We start from the raw sequence: 18,400 nt of genomic DNA, 5'->3' as shown, positions 1-18,400 counted from the left end.
CTTAATTTTAATAATATTTTAAATTTTAAAACTATATTGAATAAACCAATATATAGTTTAAAATTATGATAAACTTGAGTTTTATAAAATAAAAATTTGATATTTTATTTTAATCAATTAAAGTGACAAAACAATAAATAGCTGTTTTCATAATAACTAAATAGTATTTTAAAGTTAATTAGAAACTGTTGTAGAATCATATTTTTTATAAATTATTTTTGGTTTTGATTTGTTGTTAACTACTAGTTTATTAATTAATATTTTTTCAACATTTATCATAGAAGGTAAATCATACATTATATCCAGTAAAATAATTTCTATAATTGAGCGTAATCCACGTGCACCAGTTTTTCTAATCATAGCTTTTTTTGCTATACACGAAATAGCTTCATTGTCAAATTGTAATTTTACTCCTTCAATATCGAATAATGTTTGATATTGTTTTATTAATGCATTTTTAGGTACGCATAATATTTCTATTAGCGTTTTTTCGTTTAATTCACATAATGTAGTAAGAATAGGTAATCGCCCGATAAATTCTGGAATTAAACCAAATTTAATTAAATCTTCAGTAGTTACTTGTTCTAATATTTTATTTTTTATATATTTTTTTTTGTTTTTTTTTACTTTAGCATTGAATCCGATTTTTGTTCCTGTTTCTATTCTTTTAGAAATAATTTGTTCTAATCCAGAAAATGTTCCTCCACATATAAATAAAATTTTAGAAGTGTTTACTTTTAAACATTCTTGTTGTGGGTGTTTTCTTCCTCCTTGAATAGGTACAGAAGCTATAGTTCCTTCTATAAGTTTTAACAATGCTTGTTGAACTCCTTCTCCGGAAACATCTCGAGTTATAGATGGATTATCAGATTTACGAGAGATTTTATCTATTTCGTCTATATAGATTATACCTTTCTCCGCTTGATCTATGTTGTAGTTACAGGCTCTTAATAATTTTTGAATAACATTTTCGACATCTTCTCCTACATATCCTGCTTCTGTTAAAGTTGTAGCATCAGTTATGGTAAATGGAACGTCGAGAAATTTTGCTAATGTTTCTGCTAGTAATGTTTTTCCACTTCCTGTTGGTCCAATCAGTAAAATATTGCTTTTTCCTAATTCAATATCACATTTTAAATTAATATTTTGAATTCGTTTATAATGGTTATATACCGCTACTGATAGAATTTTTTTGGTTCTATCTTGTCCTATTATATAGCTATCAAGATATTCCTTTATTTTATTAGGTTTTGGTATATTGTATTTTGTATTTTCTAAGGGTATTGTATTTTTAATTTCCTTATAAATAATATCATTACATAATTTTATACATTCATCACAAATATAAACTGATGGTCCTGCTATTAGTTTTTTTATTTCTTTTTGATTTTTTCCACAAAAAGAACAATATAATAGTTTTTCTTTGTCATTTTTGATATTATTTGTCATTATTTTCCCTGGTATAGTTGATGGAATAAGTGATGGATTTAAAGGTTACTTACATTAATAATTATGATAATAAAGATATTATGAAATTTTAAAATAATTATTTTCTATGATGGAGAATAGAATCTATTAGTCCATATTTTATTGCTTCTTCAGAAGAAAAAAAATAATCTCGTTCAGTGTCTTTTTCTATATTTTTTAAATCTTTTCCAGTATGTATAGACATTAATGTATTAATTCTTTTTTTAATAGTTATAATTTCTCGAGCGTGAATTTCTATATCAGAAGCTTGTCCATTGCAACCTCCTATTGGTTGATGGATCATAATTCGTGCGTTAGGTAAACAGAATCGTTTTCCTTTGTGTCCTGCAGTTAAAATTAAAGCAGCCATGGAACATGCTTGGCCTATACAAATTGTATTAATATTTGGAGTCACGAATTGCATAGTATCGTAAATAGACATTCCTGATGAAATCGTACCTCCAGGAGAGTTTATATATATAAAAATATCTTTTTCTGAGTTTTCAGATTCTAAAAATAAAATTTGAGCTACAATAGCATTGGCTGTTATATCTTCAATTATTCCAGTTAAAAAAATTATTCTTTCTTTTAATAATCTTGAATATATGTCATAGGATCTTTCTCCATAAGAAGTTTTTTCTATTACTATAGGGGTTAATGATGTAATTTTATTGTTGTTTGTATTGTTTTTATTATATGACATTGTTATTTCCAATGTTTATGAAACAGAAAGAATTATTTCTTAGTATTGAAATAGTGTATTTAAATATTTTTAGTATTAATTTTAACTTTATAAATATATTTCATTTTTTAAATATCATTTAAGAAGAAATTCATTATTGACAAAATGTATACGATTATAATAATAAATGTAAACTTAATACGATTTTTATTATTTAAAGTTGTTAATGATTGAAAGACATCAACTTACATTGTCTAGTTTATTTATTGCTTCATAAAAACTATACGTTTTTTTATGTTTGATAGATTCATTTAATATTTTATTTATAACTTGTTCTTCTAAATTTATATTATTAAAATATTTTTTAATATGTTTATTATTATTATATAATTGAGTTATTTTTTTAAAATGATTATGTGATGTTGAAAGTTTTTGTAGTAATAATTGTATTGTATTTAAATTGGGTTTTAAAGAATGATCTTTTATAAATTTTTTCATTAAAATTATAGTTTTAACTTGATATTGAGCTTGAAACATTAAATTTTTTTGATTTATAATTTTAAAAATATTTTTTTTATTTTTTTTATATATATTTATATTTTTTTGTTTTAGAATTAATAAAATTTTTTTTACTAATATAGATGGAATATCTATAGAATTGAGTTTTATTAAGTTTTTTATTATTTGTAATTTTATATAACTTTTAATTATTGTTTTTGCTTTCTTTTTTAGCATATTTCTAATGGTTTTATATTGTTCTTGATTTAAATTTAATATAATATTTTTTTTGTCTTCTAATGACGGTTCTATAAATTTTTCAATTTTTTTAATAGTTATTTCTATTTTACACGTTTTTCCTGCTATATATTCTTCACAATGGTCTTGTGGAAATGTAATGTTAATAAAAAAGGAATCATTGACTTGATGATCAAGTATTTCTTTTTCCATTTCAGGTAATATTTCATTGTTTCCAACAATAAATTGAAAATCATATAAATTCTGTATATCAGAATTATGTTTTAAATCGTGATTTATACAAATAATGCTAACTTTGTGGTGTAGTTTTATAGGGCAATTCACTTCTTTCCATGTATTTTTTTTAAAAAAATTGCAAGCTGTTTTTTGAATATCTTGATCGGTAATATTAATTATTGGTATATTTATAGAAAACGGTTTTGTTTTTAGTTTAAACTTTGGATATATTTCAAATTCTATTGAACAATTAAAATTTTTGTCTTTTTCATATTGTTCTAGAATAAATTTAGGTGTCCCAGCTATATGAAATTTTTCTTTTTGTATTATATCTGAAAAATACTGATTTATTAATGTGGGTAATACTTTCTGTTGAATATTTATTTCATAACGATTTTTTAAAATATGTAGTGGTACCTTTCCTTTTCTGAATCCATGAATTTGTATAGTTTTATTTAATTCTTCAAGTTTCACCTGTATAGATTTTTGTATTGCATGATTTGGAATAGTAATATGTATTTTTCTAAATAGATTATTATTTTTTTTAATTTGAAATTTCATATTATTTCCTTAGATAATTTTAGTGTTATTTTTTTAAATGTTTAGTTTATTATTAAGTTTTATATAGTTTATCAATTTGCTATTCTTGGTAGTTTTAATAGCTAGTTTTCATATTATATTTAGATGAAATGTTGTATATTGTGAAATTAGAAATGTTTAAGAGCGGATTATTTGAAATATAATAAAATAACTCTATGTTATCATTAATGTAGATATGTAACTATATAACATCGTAATTACATAACATACTTTTTTATTTAGCGTTGTTAATTATTTTAATTTTTTTATGTGCTGTTTTGCGCATGCAGGAGAAGTACAATTTTTATTAAGTTTAATTTCCCATTCTTGAATAGTATATGTATATAATGCAAGTCCATGAATTTTATATTTTGATATACATGTAGACAATAAATAATATATTTTTTGATGTCTTTTTAGTAAATTATACTTTTTAAAATCATCGCTTACTATAATAATTTTAAAATGTGAATAATTTGTCGTAAATGTTTTATGTTTTTTACTTTCGTCACAAATTTTAATTATTTTTGTATTCAATACCGACGTTAGTATATTTTTTATTATTTTTATAATCATTTTATTTTAATTAGTTATATTTAATTTTCTATTATTTAAATATATATTAAGCTAGTAGTAAATAATATTTTTATCTAAATTTGTTGTTTGAGTAAATGTTTATGTTTTTAAATGTAAATAATTATTAATTACTAATTATATATATAATTAGTATGTTTAATATTAAATGGTAGTAAAACATGTATATTTTATTCTTTTTAAAAGGTTATATACTTGCATAATAATAAATTATTTAATAATTGATATAGTTTTATAATATAAAATTGAATATTGAGGTTATTAAATGCAATTTTCAAAATATCGCATATATATTTTAAACTTTTTTTTAATAAGTTCTGTTTTGGTTTTAACTGGATGTCACAATACAATTTTGCATCCAAATAGTAGCATTTCTTTAGAGCAACGTTATCTAATACTAATTTCATTTTTTATAATGTTATGTATTATAATTCCAGTATTTATTATGACATTTTTGTTTCCTATAAAATATAGAGAAGATAATGTTAATTCTAGTTACAAACCTAATTGGTCACATTCTAATTTGATTGAATTATTAGTATGGGGTTTTCCAGTTATTATAATTATTTTTCTTTCTGTATTATCTTGGAAATCTACACACAATTTAGATCCAAGTAAGCCAATTGTTTCTAAGGTTCAACCTATAAAAATTAGTGTTATATCATTAGATTGGAAATGGCTTTTTATTTATCCAAATGAAAAAATTGCTACTATTAATGAATTAGTGTTCCCTATTAATACTCCAATAATTTTTGAACTTACTTCTAATTCTGTTATGAATTCTTTCTTTATTCCCTCTCTTGGCAGTCAAATATATACTATGGCAGGAATGAATACTAAATTGAATTTAATGGCTAATAAATTTGGAACCTATAAAGGTATATCTTCTAATTATAGTGGAAGAGGGTTTTCTGACATGAAGTTTAAAGTAATAGTTACTTCTAATTTGTTTTCATTTAACAAGTGGTTAAAAAAGGTGCGTAGTTCTTCAAATCAATTAAATTCTATTTCTAATTTTGAAAAAATAGCAGTTCCTAGTGAAAAAAATGCGATTCAGTATTTTTCTAATGTAAATAAAAATTTGTTTAATATGGTTATTAAAAAAATTCAAAATAAAAACAATAATTTTCTGTTAAAATTAAATACAGTATAAATGTAAGGAATTATATAATATGTTTGGTAGATTAAATTGGAACGCTATTCCATATAATGATCCTATTATAATGGTTACGTATTCTATAATTATTGTTTGTACTATATCTATATTTATAGTAATTACTTATTTTAAAAAATGGAATTATATATGGAACGAATGGTTTTGTTCTGTAGATCATAAAAAAATTGCGATTATGTATATTGTTCTTGCTGCGATAATGTTATTTCGTGGTTTTATTGATGCTATTATGATGCGAATACAACAAGTATTAGCTTCTTCTAAAGAAGGTATAGGATTTTTACCACCTCATCATTATGATCAGATATTTACTGCTCATGGCGTTATTATGATTTTTTTTGTGGCTATGCCCTTAGTAATTGGATTAATGAATTTAGTGATACCTTTGCAGATTGGTGCTCGTGATATTGCATTTCCATTTCTTAATAATTTGAGTTTATGGTTAACTATTGGTGGAGCTATTTTAATTAATCTTTCTCTTGGTATTGGTGAATTTGCCCGAACAGGGTGGTTGGGTTATCCTCCCTTATCGGAAATGGAATTTAGTCCTGGAGTTGGAGTGGATTATTGGATTTGGAGCTTACAATTATCTGGTATAGGAACGACGTTAACAGCAATTAATTTTTTAGTTACTATCTTAAAAATGCGAGCACCAGGAATGTCTTTATTCAAAATGCCTGTATTTACATGGACTGGATTTTGTACAAATATTTTAATACTTGCTTCTTTTCCTGTTTTAACAGTTAGCTTGCTATTGCTTACATTAGATAGATATCTTGGATTTCATTTTTTTACAAATGACTCTGGTGGAAACGCAATGATGTACGTTAATTTAATTTGGATTTGGGGGCATCCGGAAGTATATATTTTAGTATTACCTGTTTTTGGGATTTTTTCTGAAGTAGTAGCTACTTTTTCAAAAAAAGAATTATTTGGGTATGTATCTTTGATTTTGGCAACTATTATAATTACCATTTTATCTTTTGTAGTATGGTTACATCATTTTTTTACCATGGGTGCAGGGGCTGACGTTAATGCATTTTTTGGAATAGCTACTATGATTATAGCAATACCTACAGGAGTAAAAATTTTTAATTGGTTATTTACTATGTATAATGGACGTGTCTCTATGCATTCTTCAATGTTGTGGACTATGGGATTTTTAATTACTTTTTCAATAGGTGGTATGTCAGGCATTTTATTATCTTTACCTGCTGTTGACTTTGTATTACATAATAGTTTGTTTTTAGTAGCTCATTTTCATAATGTTATTATCGGAGGAGTAGTATTTGGATGTTTTTCTGGAATTACTTACTGGTTTCCAAAAATGTTTGGATTTACTTTATCTGAAATATGGGGTAAACGCGCATTTTGGTTTTGGATATCTGGATTTTTTTGTGCTTTTATTCCTTTATATGTTTTAGGATTAATGGGAATGACTCGTCGTCTTAGTCAACATATAGATTCCAAATTTCATGTTATGTTAGTTTTAGCTTCTTTTGGTACGTTTTTAATTGCTATAGGAATTTTATGTCAAGTTGTTCAATTTTTAGTATCTATTCGAGATCGTGATATTAATAAAGATATTACAGGTGATCCATGGAATGGTAGAACTTTAGAGTGGTCAACTTCTTCTCCACCTCCAATATATAATTTTTCTGTTATACCAAAAATTCGTTTTCGTGATCATTTTTGGAAATCAAAAGAAATAATGAATCAAAAACATCCAAAACGTATTGTATATTCTGATATTCATATGCCGAGTAATACTAGTTTAGGTGTTTTTATTAGTTTACTTTCTATTATTTTAAGTTTTTCTTTAATTTGGTATATCTTTTGGTTGTCTATTGTGTCATTTTTAGCAATTGTATATTTATTAATTTCAAAAAGTTTTTCAATCGATAATGGTTATGTGATTTCTAAAGAAGAAGTAAATAGAATTGAAAATGCATATCTTAATAATCTTAAAAAATTGGGATTAAAATAATAGTGAGTAATTTAATAGATAAAAATTCAAATATGAGTATGTTAAAGATAGATATTTTGCGTTCTAATAAATTATTTGGATTTTGGTTATATTTAATGAGTGATTGTATTATTTTTGCTACGTTATTTTCAGTTTATGTAGTTATGAGAAATAATATTGCTCATGGTCCATCTGAACGAGAAATTTTTAATTTTTCTATAGTAATTTTAGAAAGTTTTTTATTATTATGTAGTTCTTTTTCTTATAGTTTTATTTTTTTAGAAATAGAAAAACATAAAATAAACAAGATTTTACTATGGTTTGGAATAACATTTTTATTAGGTATTATGTTTGTAATGTTAGAAATATTTGAATTTTATAATCTTATAGAAAAAGGATATATTCCATCTTATAGTGGTTTTTTATCTTCTTTTTTTACTTTATTATCTATTCATGGATTACATATAATTTTAGCTCTTATATGGATTTTAGTGATGATAAAACAGGTAATAAAGTTTGGAGTTACATATGAGATTTATATGAGAATTTTTTGTTTAAGTCTATTTTGGCATTTTTTAGACATAATATGGGTTTTTATATTTTCTATAGTTTTTTTAATTGGAGCAATATAATGAGTTTTTTTTATTTAAAAAGTATTTCAATTTTTAGAAATAGATATTTTTTTTATATTTTAAATTTCATAATATTAGTTATATTAACTATTTTCCCATTTTTTGTAGTTATAAAACAAATGTTTTCTAAAGAAGTTACATATTTTATAATTATACTATGTTTAATTATTCAAATTTTGATTCATATTAAATTGTTTTTTTATTTAAATTTTTCTGATAGAGATAAATGGAATACTATATCAATAATTTTTTCTTTGTTAATTATTTCAATTATTTTTTTTGGTTCGTTTTGGGTTATGAAGAATTTAAATCATAATATATACAATGTAATAGTATGATAATACTTTTCTTAAAACTTTTAAAACCAGGAATAATTTTAGGTAATTTGGTTTCCGTTTTAGGTGGTTTTTTATTAGCTTCAAAAGGGAATATTAATTATAAATTGCTATTTTTTGATGTAGTGGGTATGTCATTAGTTATTGGATCTTCTTGTGCATTGAATAACATTATTGATTATGAAATAGATAAAAAAATGAATAGGACTAAAAATAGAATATTAGTCACTGACATTTATTTTTATAATTTGGCAATACTTTTTTCAATTTTTTTAGGGATATTAGGACTGTTTATTTGTGGGTGGTATATAAATATATTATGTATGGTATTTGCTATTTTAGGATTAATTATATATGTTATATTTTATAGTTTATATTTAAAAAAGAAATCTATATATTCAACAATAGTTGGCAGTATATCTGGTGCTATTCCTCCTGTTTTTGGTTATTGTTCTGTAACTAATTGTATAGATTTATGTGCTATTAATTTATTTATAATTTTAATGTTATGGCAAATACCGCATTCTTATGCTATTTTTATTATGTATTTTAATGATTATAAACGTGCAAATATACCTATATTTCCTATTATTAAGTCATTTTCAGTTACTCGATTTCATATCAAAATATTTATATTGTTATTTTTAATATTTACTTGTTTATTAACAATAATAAATTGTACTGGATATAAATTTTTTTTTAGTTTATTAAGTTTATCTATATTTTGGTTTTTTCTTGTAATAAAAAAATATAAAGGTGATAGTAATCATTTTATTTGGTCAAAAAATATTTTCTTGCATTCTATTATTATTATGATAATTATGAATATAATGATTTCAGTAGATTTTATTAATTAAAACGTTGTTTTTTATTATTATTTCAAGAACTAATAAGTTTAAAAACAATTAGATGGTTCAGGAACTCCTGCTATTTTACTTGCTTGTTTAATTGGGCCCATGGGGAATAATTTAAATAGATAACAACTTGTTATTTCTTTTAATCCTCTTTTTTCTAGTAATTTAATTAACATTCTCATAGATGGAGTTAAATTAAATTGGAAATAAAAACTTCGAATAGAGTATATTACTTTCCAATGATCTTCTGTAATATCAATTGATTCTTGTTTTGCAATTTTTAACGCTATTTTTTTATTCCAATGCATATTATTTTTTAATTGTTTATTTTTCATAGTTTAATTATGCTAAATTTTTTATTGATTTAAATAAAGATGTGGAAATATTATATTTTTAATAATTAATTTATTATATTTATAATAATAATATTATATAGAAAAACAACTGATTATGAATAAACTTAGTACTAATATAAAAGAATGGAGAATTATTTTAGGAATATGTTTAGTTTTTGCTTTACGTGTATTGGGAATGTTTATAGTTTTACCTGTTTTTAGTACTTATGGTATCTCTTTAAGAGATAGTACTATATTTCTAAGTAGTATTGCAATTGGATCATATGGTTTTTTTCAAGCTTTATTTCAAATTCCTTATGGATGGTTATCTGATAAAATTGGAAGAAAAATCGTTATTATTTTAGGGTTATTATTTTTTTTGATAGGAAGTTACGTATGTTTAAATAGTAATTCTATTTGGGGAATGATATTAGGGCGCAGTATACAAGGATCTGGAGCAATATCTTCAGTATGTATGGTATTGTTATCTGAAACAATTTCAAAACAAAATAAAACTAAAGCAATGGGATTATTAGGTATTAGTTTTGGAGCAAGTTTTGTTATTTCTATGGTAATTAGTCCTATTATTGTACGTATCTTTGGTTTTCATAGTGTATTTTTCGTCAGTTTCTTACTATCAATATTGTGTATTTTAGTAGTTTGGTTTGTTATTCCATTTTCAAAATTTAATAAAAAAATATATATAAAGAATGAATATAAAATTTTTTTAAGCTTGTTTAAACGCTCTAATTTATTTCAGTTAGATTTAAATATTTTTTTTCTTCATGTATTATTAATATTACATTTTATTGTTATACCAATTCAATTACATATATATATAAGTTTTATTCATTCTGCTTGGATAATATATTTAATTACTATTATTGTTTCTTTCATTGTTGTATTACCAATTAATGTATATATTAAAGATAAAAAACATATAAAAATTGCAATTTTGTGTTCAATAGTATTATTGATGATTTCTAATTTTATTTTTTTATTTTTTAAAAATAATTATATTTTTCTTATCTTGGGTTTACAAATATTTTTTATAGTTTTTAGTTTTTTTGAAATGATTTTTCCTATTTTAGTAAGTAAAAATTCTCCTAAAGATTATAAAGGAACCGCTATGGCGATATATTCGATTAGTCAGTTTTTAGGTTCTTCTATAGGAAGTATATTAGGAGGGCTTATTTTAAATTTTTATGGAAGTAGTTTACTATTTTTGTTTGAATTGATTATAATTTTTATTTGGTTTTTTATTAATATTCGATATTTAAAGATATAGAATAATTATATTAATTTGAAAATATGTATTTTAAGAATAAATTTTTAAATAAATTATGTATTTGTTTTTTATTAGTTAATATAGTTATTAGTAAAGTAACGTGTGATTAATATTATATTAAAACATAAAATAATATATTTAATTTTGTAGATTAATATATAAATAGCTCTATTTATTTTAAAAGATATATTTATAAGAATCTAAAAAATATTATTAATTTTTACTTAACTATTGTAAATTAAAAATTATTTTAAAATTATAGTAGTATAATAATTAATATGATTTAAAAGTTTTGGTGTTATTTATTTATAGGCATATAAAATGGACTTATTTAAATTTTTTAATATAAAACAAAATCGTATTGATAATTTTATGTTAGAATTTCTTAAGGAATTACCTTTTCAAAATTCATTGTTGTTAGATGCCATAAAATATGGAGTATTATTAGGTGGGAAAAGAATTCGTCCTATATTAATGTACATTATAGGGGAAATGTTTCAAGTTAATTTTAACATCGTAGATGTTCTAGCTGCTTCTATAGAATTTATGCATGCATACTCTTTAATTCACGATGATTTACCATCATTAGATCATGATATATTAAGGAGAGGACGGGATTCTTGTTATATAAAATTTGGAGAGTCTACTGCTATATTGGCTGGTAATTCATTACAATGTTTAGCATTTAATATTTTATCTCGAATGAATTCTATTAAAATATCTAATAGTAAAAAAATAAAAATCATTTTAGAATTATCAAACTCTTCTGGTATATCAGGTATGTGTATTGGTCAATTTTTTGATTTAGAATCAAAGGATAAGAATTTAAAATTATATGAATTAGAAAAAATATATTATTATAAAACTGGATCTTTGATCAATTCTGCAGTACGTTTAGTTTTATTTTCTTCTGATAAATGTAAAAAAAAACATTTTTTAGCATTAGAACAATATTCTAAAAGTATTAGTTTTGCTTTTCAAATTCAAGATGATATTCTTGATTATGTTAATGATAGACATAATCTAAAAAACTGTATATGTTCTAATAATCCAAAAAAAAATACATTTCCATTAATTATTGGTTTAGAACAGTCTAAAGTAAAATTAAAAGAATTATATAAAAATGCATTGATACATTTAGAAACTTTGTCTGATGACTTTATAGATGTAGAATTGTTGAAAAAATTGGCACATTACATAATTACACGTGATAAATAACTTTTATAATGAGTTTTTAATGAGTTTTAACTATATAAAATACCCAACATTGTATTTAGCTCGTTCAGTTAAACAATTAAAGTTATTGCCTATAGAGCAATTGCCTCAATTATGCTATGAATTACGTAAGTATTTGTTAGAAACTATTAGCCAATCTAGTGGCCATTTATCTTCTAATTTAGGAGTTGTTGAAATTACAGTAGCTTTACATTATGTTCTTAATACTCCTTTTGATAATTTAATATGGGATGTAGGTCATCAAACGTATATTCATAAAATTTTAACTGGAAGAAGAAACGATATTATTAATATTCGAAAAAAAAACGGAATACATTCTTTTCCTTGTAGAAAAGAAAGTGAATATGACATTTTTGGTGTAGGTCATTCTTCTACTTCAATTAGTGCTGGAGTTGGTATGGCTATTGCTTCAAAAAAGGAAAATAAAGGTAGAAAAACTGTATGTATAATTGGAGATGGAGCAATAACTTCTGGTATGGCATTTGAAGCAATAAATCATGCTGGATGTACTAAAATGCGTCTATTAGTGATATTAAATTATAATAATATGTCTATTTCTAAAAATGTTGGTGCTTTAAACGCATTTTTTTCCAAAATTTCATTAGATTCTAATTTGATTAAAAAATATAAGAACAAGAAAAATTTTTGTATTAAATCTGACTTTTTTAATAACGATTTTGAATATCAAAAAAAATATTTAGAGGATATAAAAGTATCTAATGCTTTTTTTGATAGTTTAGGATTTCAATATTTCGGCCCAGTTGATGGACATGATGTTTTTTTATTAATTGATGTTATCAGTAGATTAAATACTCAGAAATATGCTAATTTGTTACATATAATAACTCAGAAAGGAAAAGGATATTTACCTTCTGAATTAAATCCTACCGTATGGCATTCGGTTCCTAGATTTAATCTTGTTACTGGAAAAATGTTAATTACAAAGAAAAATATTCCTACCTATTCTGAAATATTTGGAAATTGGTTATGTACTGTAGCTAGAATAGATAAAAAGTTAATAGGTGTTACACCTGCTATGACGGAAGGTTCAGGAATGGTTAATTTTTCGAAATGCTTCCCAGATCAATATTTTGATGTTGCAATAGCAGAACAACATGCTGTAACATTTTCTGCTGGATTGGCTGTTAGTGGATATAAACCTGTTTTATCTATTTATTCTACTTTTCTTCAAAGAGCTTATGATCAAGTAATACATGATGTAGCACTTCAAAGATTACCGGTATTGTTTGCAATTGATAGAGGAGGAATTGTAGGTCAAGATGGTGAAACACATCAAGGAGTATTTGATTTAGCTTACCTTAGATGTATTCCAAATATTATAATAATGACTCCTAGTAATGAAAATGAATGCTTACAAATGCTTTATACTGGATATTGTTATCGAAAAGGTCCTAGTGTAGTAAGATATCCTAAAGGTAATGGTATTGGAGTAGCTTTAAAATCTATGAGATCAATTCCAATTGGAAAAGGTATTTTAAAACGATTAGGGAAAAAAATTGCTATTTTAAATTTTGGAGCATTGTATATTTCTGCTGAACAAGTTGCAAAAAAATTAGATTTAACTTTGGTAGATATGCGTTTTGTAAAACCATTAGACATTAATCTAATTTTGAACTTAACTAAATCTCATAATTTTTTTGTTACGATTGAAGAAGGTGTTATTTCTGGTGGTGCTGGTAGCAGTATTAATGAGTTATTTATGAAAAGAAAAATCACTATTCCTATTTTAAATATTGGCATTCCAGATATATTCATTCCTCAAGGGGGGCAAGATGAAATTCGAAGTGAATATAAATTAGATGCTAATGGTATTTTAGAAAAAATTTTGTTATGGTTAGATGAATAAATTATTGTTTTAATAGTTTAATTTATATGATTTCTTATATTAGCAGCAGCTTTATCCAAAACCCCATTAATAAATTTATGACTTTCTTCCGCTCCAAATAGTTTTGCTAATTCGATTCCTTCGTTTATTGTTACTTTATATGGAATATCATGTCTTTTTTTGAGTTCATAAAATGATATTCTAAGAATAGCTTTTTCGATTTGACCTAGTTCGTTAATAGTTCTAGATAAATAAGGAGTCATTAATGAATCTAAGTATTGTTGATTATTTGTGATTTCTATAATAAGTTCGTGAAAATAATTTTTGTCAATTTCTTGTATATTGTTTTTTTTGTAAAATTGACTTTCTATGTCATTAATATTATTATTAGATAATTGCCATGAATATAATGCTTGAACAGCGCATTCTCGTGCTTTTCTTCTAGCTAAAGGTTTCATAAGTAAAATATTATTTCCTTTTTATTTTTAAAAAGTTTTTATTTTTTTGCCAGTATTAATTTTATATCTTGCCCTATTCTAATAACTTTTTTAAAATTAAATTGAGGAACTAAAGATAACTGTTTATAATTTTCTAATATAAATAATGGTTTTGCATAATGACCTAATAATTTTGGAGATATATAAATTATTAGTTCGTTAACAATATTTAACTTTAAAAAAGATCCAGATAACGATGCTCCTGATTCTATTAGAACTTGATTTATTTCACGCTTTCCTAATAATTTTAAAAGATGAATTAAATTAACTTTAGATTCATTATTATTTAATATTATTTGTTCGACGTTGTCTGGCCAATTATTATTATCAGGCTTTGATCTGATTAGAAGTATTTTCCCAGGTTCTTTAATACATCTATGTAACGGGTTCATACGATTTTTATTATCAACAATAACGCGTAAAGGTTGTTTTGTTTGGTTTTGTTTATTTGAGTTTAATTTTATAAATTTGTTTTTTTGTGTTATTCTTACAGTTAATAATGAGTCATCTTCAATAATAGATTTGCTACTACTAATTATGGCATCGGATTTTTTCCTATAATTTTGCACGTCTTGACGAGATTCATAAGAAGTAATCCATTTACTCAATCCATTTTTTAAAGCAGTTCGCCCGTCAGTAGAACTAGCTAGTTTTAATTGAACCCAAGGTATCCCTGTTTGCATTCTTTGAAAAAATCCTTTGTTTATATTTTTAGATTGGTTAGAAATTACTCCTATCTTTACTATAATTCCATTTTTTTTTAACCAATCTATTCCCTTTCCGGACACTTTTGGATTGGGATCTACTGATGATATTACTACTCTAGATATACCAGAATTTGTTAATTCAATACAGCATGGAGAGGTTTTTCCAAAATGACTACATGGTTCTAAAGTAATGTATGCTGTAGAACCTTTTGCTTGTTTGCCTGCTTTTTTTAAAGCGTATATTTCTGCATGTGGTTGTCCAGGTTTTTTATGCCATCCTGTTCCAATAATGATATTGTTTTTAACTATAATACATCCAACATTTGGATTTGGAGAAGTAGTTAAAATTCCTTTTTTTGCTATTTTTATTGCTTCTTCCATGTAAAAAATATCTTTTATATTGTTATTTTCCATAGATTGCTTAAAATAATGATTTTTGTTAATAAAAGTTGTAATATTTGTAATTGGTATAACATATTAATATTATAGAATTTAATAGTCTTTAATTTTTTAACAAAAGTGATTATAACCTTTATATGAATGTTGTATCTTTTTACCATTATAAACTATGTTATATCCATTATTAATATGATTAATTTTTCCAATACAATTATAGGGTATTCCGAGATGATTAATAGTATTATTTAAAAGTGATACATTTTGTTTTGGTATAGTAAAACAAAGTTCGTAATCTTCTCCTGAATTCATAGCAAAATTTAACCATTGCTTTTGCGTAAAGTTCGTTTTTAGTATTTTAGAAATAGGTAGCTTTTCTAATTCAATTTTTGCTCCGCATTTACTTGATTCTAAAATTTTTTTTAAATCAGTTAATAGCCCATCTGATAAATCAATAGCAGAACTAGCAATATTTCTTAGTAATTGTCCGTGTATAATTCTAGGAATAGGATGTAAATGTTTTTTAATCAAATAATTAAAATCTTTTTTAATATTTTTTTTCTTATTTTTTAACAAAAATAATCCTGCTGCGCTGTCTCCTAAGGTTCCAGTAACATATATAAGGTCTCCTATTTTTGCACCTTTTCTTAGTAGTGCTTGATTTTTTGGAACAAATCCATATATATTAACTGTTATACTTAATGGACCACGAGTAGTGTTACCTCCAATTAACTTCATATTGTAAGTATTTAATGTATTAAACAAGCTTTTACTAAAATATTTTATCCAAGATACATTAATTTTTGGAAGAGTTAGAGATAATGTAATCCACTTAGGTTGTGATCCTGTAGCTGCAAGGTCGCTAAGATTAACTGCAACAATTTTATATCCTAAATGAGTAGGATGAGTATTTTTAAAAAAATGAACTCCTTCTATTAGCGTGTCAGTACTAATCGAAAGGATATTATTTTTTGGTATTGTTATAAGAGCACAATCGTCACCAATATCTTGTACGACGTTTTTATCAACTTTTTTTAAAGTATTACTAAAATATTTTTGAATTATTTCGAATTCGTTGTAGTTCATTTAATTTTCTGTTTTAAAAATATTGTTATTTTCAAAATATATCTTAGCATAATTCAACGTTTTATATTAAATATTGTATAGATATATGAAATGGGTTCAAGTCATTAAAGCAGTATTTTAATTATTCGTTAATTTTATTGATAACATTAATCATTTCTAATACTGCTAAAGCTGATTCTGAGCCTTTATTTCCTATTTTTGTTCCTGCACGTTCAATAGCTTGTTCAGTATTATTAGCTACGATAATTCCAAAGGAAATAGGAATTTTATTTTTAATACTAATTTTAGAAATTTTTTTAATAACTTCGTTTGATAATATTGAAAAGTGAGTAGTATATCCTTTTATAATTGTTCCTAATGTAATAATAGCATTATATTTTTTTTTATTAGCTATAATATCTGCAATTATTGGTATCTCAAATGTTCCTGGGACATATATAACGGTTATATTTTTATCATTTACTTGTCCAATTCTTTTAAGAGTATCAATTGCTCCATTTAACAAATTTTTATTAATAAAATAGTTAAATCTACTAATAATTATAGCAATTTTTGATGTAGGTGCTAAGATAGTTTCTTCAATAATTTTCATATTTAGTTGTATATAAATAGAGGATACTTGTATTTTATAATTTTATTTTATATATCTTTTTTTAATACCCATATGTATCCGTAGTGGTTATAAAATCCTGCCGTAATACCTGCTTGTTCTCCAATTCCTTGATAGAGATCTAGTTTTTGCCCTTTTATTGCCCCCCCAACATCTAATGCTATTAAAAGTCTAGTTTCATACGTATTAGTGAATTGTCCAGTTTTATTTAAAATAGGAATTTTTGCTAATAAAATGTTGCCTGGTTTAATTATTCTTGTATCTGTTGCTATAGATGTTTTTGCAATTAAAGGAATTGAACTAGCTCCACAAACCGGTTTATACTTTGTTGACTTGAAAAATACAAATGAAGTATTTTTTTCTAATAAATTTTTTACTTCTGATAACGTGTGTTGTTTGCCCCAATTTTTAATGGCTTTTATAGACATGTTTTCTTTTCTAATATCTCCTTTTTTAATTAGAATTTTTCCAATACTTTTGTAAGGCCATCCATTTTCTCCTAAATATTTTAATAGAACTAAGGGTTTATGCGAACCATAATTGATAATCCCACTACCTTGAATATCCATAATAAAGTTGTCTATAAGTGAATTACTATATGCTATAATATATTTTTTTTTCAATACTCCGTTATAAATGTTTCTCCTACTGGGTAGAAGTTTATGTTTTTCTGTACTATTAGGAAGAGTGTAAATGGGGTATTTAAACTCTTTTTCTGGAACTTTTCTAGCATTAATTATTGGAGTATAATAGCTTGTTATTTTTATGTTTCCATGCTTATTTAAATCTTTTAATTTATATAAATATATTTTATATGATTTTAACTGTCTAATATTTCCACTTAATTTTAACCAATTACTTATGGATTGATATAATAATTTATTTTTTTTGTATAATTTAGGAGAAAATAATTTTATTTTTTGAATTTGTACTAATATATCTCGTTTGTTAATAATTTTATTATTAATAGAAACGTTTAAATCCTTCTTCCACATACTTTTATCATTTTTTATGATGTTTGTATCATGAATGTTTTTAGAATTTATTTTTTTAGATAAACCATAGTTTAACATTGTTAATAACAATATCATAATAATTTTATTATTCATATTTGTTTTATTTTAAATTTAATTTAAAAAAAGGT

At 23.8% G+C, this 18,400-nt stretch carries 17 protein-coding genes; 7 read left to right on the top strand and 10 right to left on the bottom strand.

Annotation, left to right across the window (positions count from 1 at the left end):
- Positions 1 to 174: 174 nt before the first annotated feature.
- The 4 genes from clpX to UAT33_02190 all read right to left on the bottom strand — a co-directional run bounded on the left by clpX (position 175) and on the right by UAT33_02190 (position 4,276).
- On the bottom strand, positions 175 to 1,449 hold the full coding sequence (clpX, locus tag UAT33_02205; protein ID XBC43745.1) for an ATP-dependent Clp protease ATP-binding subunit ClpX: 1,275 nt from the start codon (positions 1,447 to 1,449) through the stop codon (positions 175 to 177).
- A 97-nt stretch (positions 1,450 to 1,546) separates the two neighbouring features.
- A complete protein-coding gene (gene clpP, locus UAT33_02200; GenBank protein ID XBC43744.1) occupies positions 1,547 to 2,170 on the bottom strand; it encodes an ATP-dependent Clp endopeptidase proteolytic subunit ClpP in 624 nt (207 codons plus the stop codon).
- Between the two features lie 219 nt (positions 2,171 to 2,389).
- Entirely contained in the window at positions 2,390 to 3,682 is a 1,293-nt protein-coding gene (gene tig, locus UAT33_02195) for a trigger factor (protein ID XBC43743.1), read from the bottom strand.
- 270 nt (positions 3,683 to 3,952) lie between these two features.
- A complete protein-coding gene (locus tag UAT33_02190) occupies positions 3,953 to 4,276 on the bottom strand; it encodes a BolA/IbaG family iron-sulfur metabolism protein (GenBank protein XBC43742.1) in 324 nt (107 codons plus the stop codon).
- A 283-nt stretch (positions 4,277 to 4,559) separates the two neighbouring features.
- On the opposite strand from UAT33_02190, the gene cyoA reads away from it, so the two are divergent.
- The 4 genes from cyoA (at position 4,560) to cyoE (ending at position 9,258) form a co-directional block, all read left to right on the top strand.
- A complete protein-coding gene (gene cyoA / locus UAT33_02185; protein ID XBC43741.1) occupies positions 4,560 to 5,447 on the top strand; it encodes a ubiquinol oxidase subunit II in 888 nt (295 codons plus the stop codon).
- Between the two features lie 19 nt (positions 5,448 to 5,466).
- Positions 5,467 to 7,455, top strand: coding sequence for a cytochrome o ubiquinol oxidase subunit I (gene cyoB, locus UAT33_02180; protein XBC43740.1), 1,989 nt, complete (start codon positions 5,467 to 5,469; stop codon positions 7,453 to 7,455).
- 2 nt (positions 7,456 to 7,457) lie between these two features.
- The gene (gene cyoC, locus UAT33_02175; GenBank protein XBC43739.1) at positions 7,458 to 8,066 is read left to right on the top strand and encodes a cytochrome o ubiquinol oxidase subunit III; all 609 of its coding nucleotides are present in this window, start codon (positions 7,458 to 7,460) and stop codon (positions 8,064 to 8,066) included.
- A gap of 334 nt (positions 8,067 to 8,400) precedes the next feature.
- Complete coding sequence (gene cyoE / locus UAT33_02170; protein XBC43738.1) at positions 8,401 to 9,258, top strand: heme o synthase; 858 nt, start codon at positions 8,401 to 8,403, stop codon at positions 9,256 to 9,258.
- Between the two features lie 38 nt (positions 9,259 to 9,296).
- Here the strand turns inward: cyoE and UAT33_02165 are convergent, their stop codons facing one another.
- Positions 9,297 to 9,590, bottom strand: a complete 294-nt coding sequence (locus UAT33_02165) for a TusE/DsrC/DsvC family sulfur relay protein (protein ID XBC43737.1) — start codon at positions 9,588 to 9,590, stop codon at positions 9,297 to 9,299.
- Positions 9,591 to 9,705: 115 nt separating this feature from the next.
- Between UAT33_02165 and UAT33_02160 the strand changes: the two genes are divergently transcribed.
- From UAT33_02160 to dxs, 3 genes are all read left to right on the top strand, one after another.
- Positions 9,706 to 10,878 carry an MFS transporter gene (locus tag UAT33_02160; GenBank protein ID XBC43736.1) on the top strand — a complete coding sequence of 391 codons (1,173 nt, stop codon included), beginning with the start codon at positions 9,706 to 9,708 and terminating at the stop codon, positions 10,876 to 10,878.
- A 321-nt stretch (positions 10,879 to 11,199) separates the two neighbouring features.
- Positions 11,200 to 12,096, top strand: a complete 897-nt coding sequence (locus UAT33_02155) for a polyprenyl synthetase family protein (protein XBC43735.1) — start codon at positions 11,200 to 11,202, stop codon at positions 12,094 to 12,096.
- A 19-nt stretch (positions 12,097 to 12,115) separates the two neighbouring features.
- Positions 12,116 to 13,981: a 1-deoxy-D-xylulose-5-phosphate synthase gene (gene dxs, locus UAT33_02150; GenBank protein XBC43734.1), complete on the top strand. Its 1,866-nt coding sequence runs from the start codon at positions 12,116 to 12,118 to the stop codon at positions 13,979 to 13,981.
- A 17-nt stretch (positions 13,982 to 13,998) separates the two neighbouring features.
- Here dxs and nusB read toward each other — a convergent pair whose 3' ends face one another.
- From nusB to mltA, 5 genes are all read right to left on the bottom strand, one after another.
- On the bottom strand, positions 13,999 to 14,418 hold the full coding sequence (gene nusB, locus UAT33_02145) for a transcription antitermination factor NusB (GenBank protein ID XBC43733.1): 420 nt from the start codon (positions 14,416 to 14,418) through the stop codon (positions 13,999 to 14,001).
- A gap of 38 nt (positions 14,419 to 14,456) precedes the next feature.
- Entirely contained in the window at positions 14,457 to 15,578 is a 1,122-nt protein-coding gene (ribD, locus tag UAT33_02140; protein XBC43732.1) for a bifunctional diaminohydroxyphosphoribosylaminopyrimidine deaminase/5-amino-6-(5-phosphoribosylamino)uracil reductase RibD, read from the bottom strand.
- A 96-nt stretch (positions 15,579 to 15,674) separates the two neighbouring features.
- The gene (thiL, locus tag UAT33_02135; GenBank protein ID XBC43731.1) at positions 15,675 to 16,646 is read right to left on the bottom strand and encodes a thiamine-phosphate kinase; all 972 of its coding nucleotides are present in this window, start codon (positions 16,644 to 16,646) and stop codon (positions 15,675 to 15,677) included.
- A gap of 121 nt (positions 16,647 to 16,767) precedes the next feature.
- Positions 16,768 to 17,238, bottom strand: a complete 471-nt coding sequence (gene ribE / locus UAT33_02130; GenBank protein XBC43730.1) for a 6,7-dimethyl-8-ribityllumazine synthase — start codon at positions 17,236 to 17,238, stop codon at positions 16,768 to 16,770.
- 47 nt (positions 17,239 to 17,285) lie between these two features.
- Positions 17,286 to 18,365, bottom strand: a complete 1,080-nt coding sequence (mltA, locus tag UAT33_02125) for a murein transglycosylase A (protein XBC43729.1) — start codon at positions 18,363 to 18,365, stop codon at positions 17,286 to 17,288.
- Positions 18,366 to 18,400: the final 35 nt, after the last annotated feature.

This window comes from Buchnera aphidicola (Floraphis choui), from assembly GCA_039830045.1.
Lineage (GTDB): Bacteria > Pseudomonadota > Gammaproteobacteria > Enterobacterales > Enterobacteriaceae > Buchnera_B > Buchnera_B aphidicola_AX.
This window is presented reverse-complemented; position numbering and strand designations above follow the sequence as displayed.

What these genes read in the sequence shown, in the direction of transcription:
- clpX (XBC43745.1), bottom strand. Translation starts at nt 1,449, where the DNA reads ATGACAAATAATATCAAAAATGACAAAGAAAAACTATTATATTGTTCT.
- clpP (XBC43744.1), bottom strand. Translation starts at nt 2,170, where the DNA reads ATGTCATATAATAAAAACAATACAAACAACAATAAAATTACATCATTA.
- tig (XBC43743.1), bottom strand. Translation starts at nt 3,682, where the DNA reads ATGAAATTTCAAATTAAAAAAAATAATAATCTATTTAGAAAAATACAT.
- UAT33_02190 (XBC43742.1), bottom strand. Translation starts at nt 4,276, where the DNA reads ATGATTATAAAAATAATAAAAAATATACTAACGTCGGTATTGAATACA.
- cyoA (XBC43741.1), top strand. Translation starts at nt 4,560, where the DNA reads ATGCAATTTTCAAAATATCGCATATATATTTTAAACTTTTTTTTAATA.
- cyoB (XBC43740.1), top strand. Translation starts at nt 5,467, where the DNA reads ATGTTTGGTAGATTAAATTGGAACGCTATTCCATATAATGATCCTATT.
- cyoE (XBC43738.1), top strand. Translation starts at nt 8,401, where the DNA reads ATGATAATACTTTTCTTAAAACTTTTAAAACCAGGAATAATTTTAGGT.
- UAT33_02165 (XBC43737.1), bottom strand. Translation starts at nt 9,590, where the DNA reads ATGAAAAATAAACAATTAAAAAATAATATGCATTGGAATAAAAAAATA.
- UAT33_02160 (XBC43736.1), top strand. Translation starts at nt 9,706, where the DNA reads ATGAATAAACTTAGTACTAATATAAAAGAATGGAGAATTATTTTAGGA.
- UAT33_02155 (XBC43735.1), top strand. Translation starts at nt 11,200, where the DNA reads ATGGACTTATTTAAATTTTTTAATATAAAACAAAATCGTATTGATAAT.
- dxs (XBC43734.1), top strand. Translation starts at nt 12,116, where the DNA reads ATGAGTTTTAACTATATAAAATACCCAACATTGTATTTAGCTCGTTCA.
- nusB (XBC43733.1), bottom strand. Translation starts at nt 14,418, where the DNA reads ATGAAACCTTTAGCTAGAAGAAAAGCACGAGAATGCGCTGTTCAAGCA.
- ribD (XBC43732.1), bottom strand. Translation starts at nt 15,578, where the DNA reads ATGGAAAATAACAATATAAAAGATATTTTTTACATGGAAGAAGCAATA.
- thiL (XBC43731.1), bottom strand. Translation starts at nt 16,646, where the DNA reads ATGAACTACAACGAATTCGAAATAATTCAAAAATATTTTAGTAATACT.
- ribE (XBC43730.1), bottom strand. Translation starts at nt 17,238, where the DNA reads ATGAAAATTATTGAAGAAACTATCTTAGCACCTACATCAAAAATTGCT.
- mltA (XBC43729.1), bottom strand. Translation starts at nt 18,365, where the DNA reads ATGAATAATAAAATTATTATGATATTGTTATTAACAATGTTAAACTAT.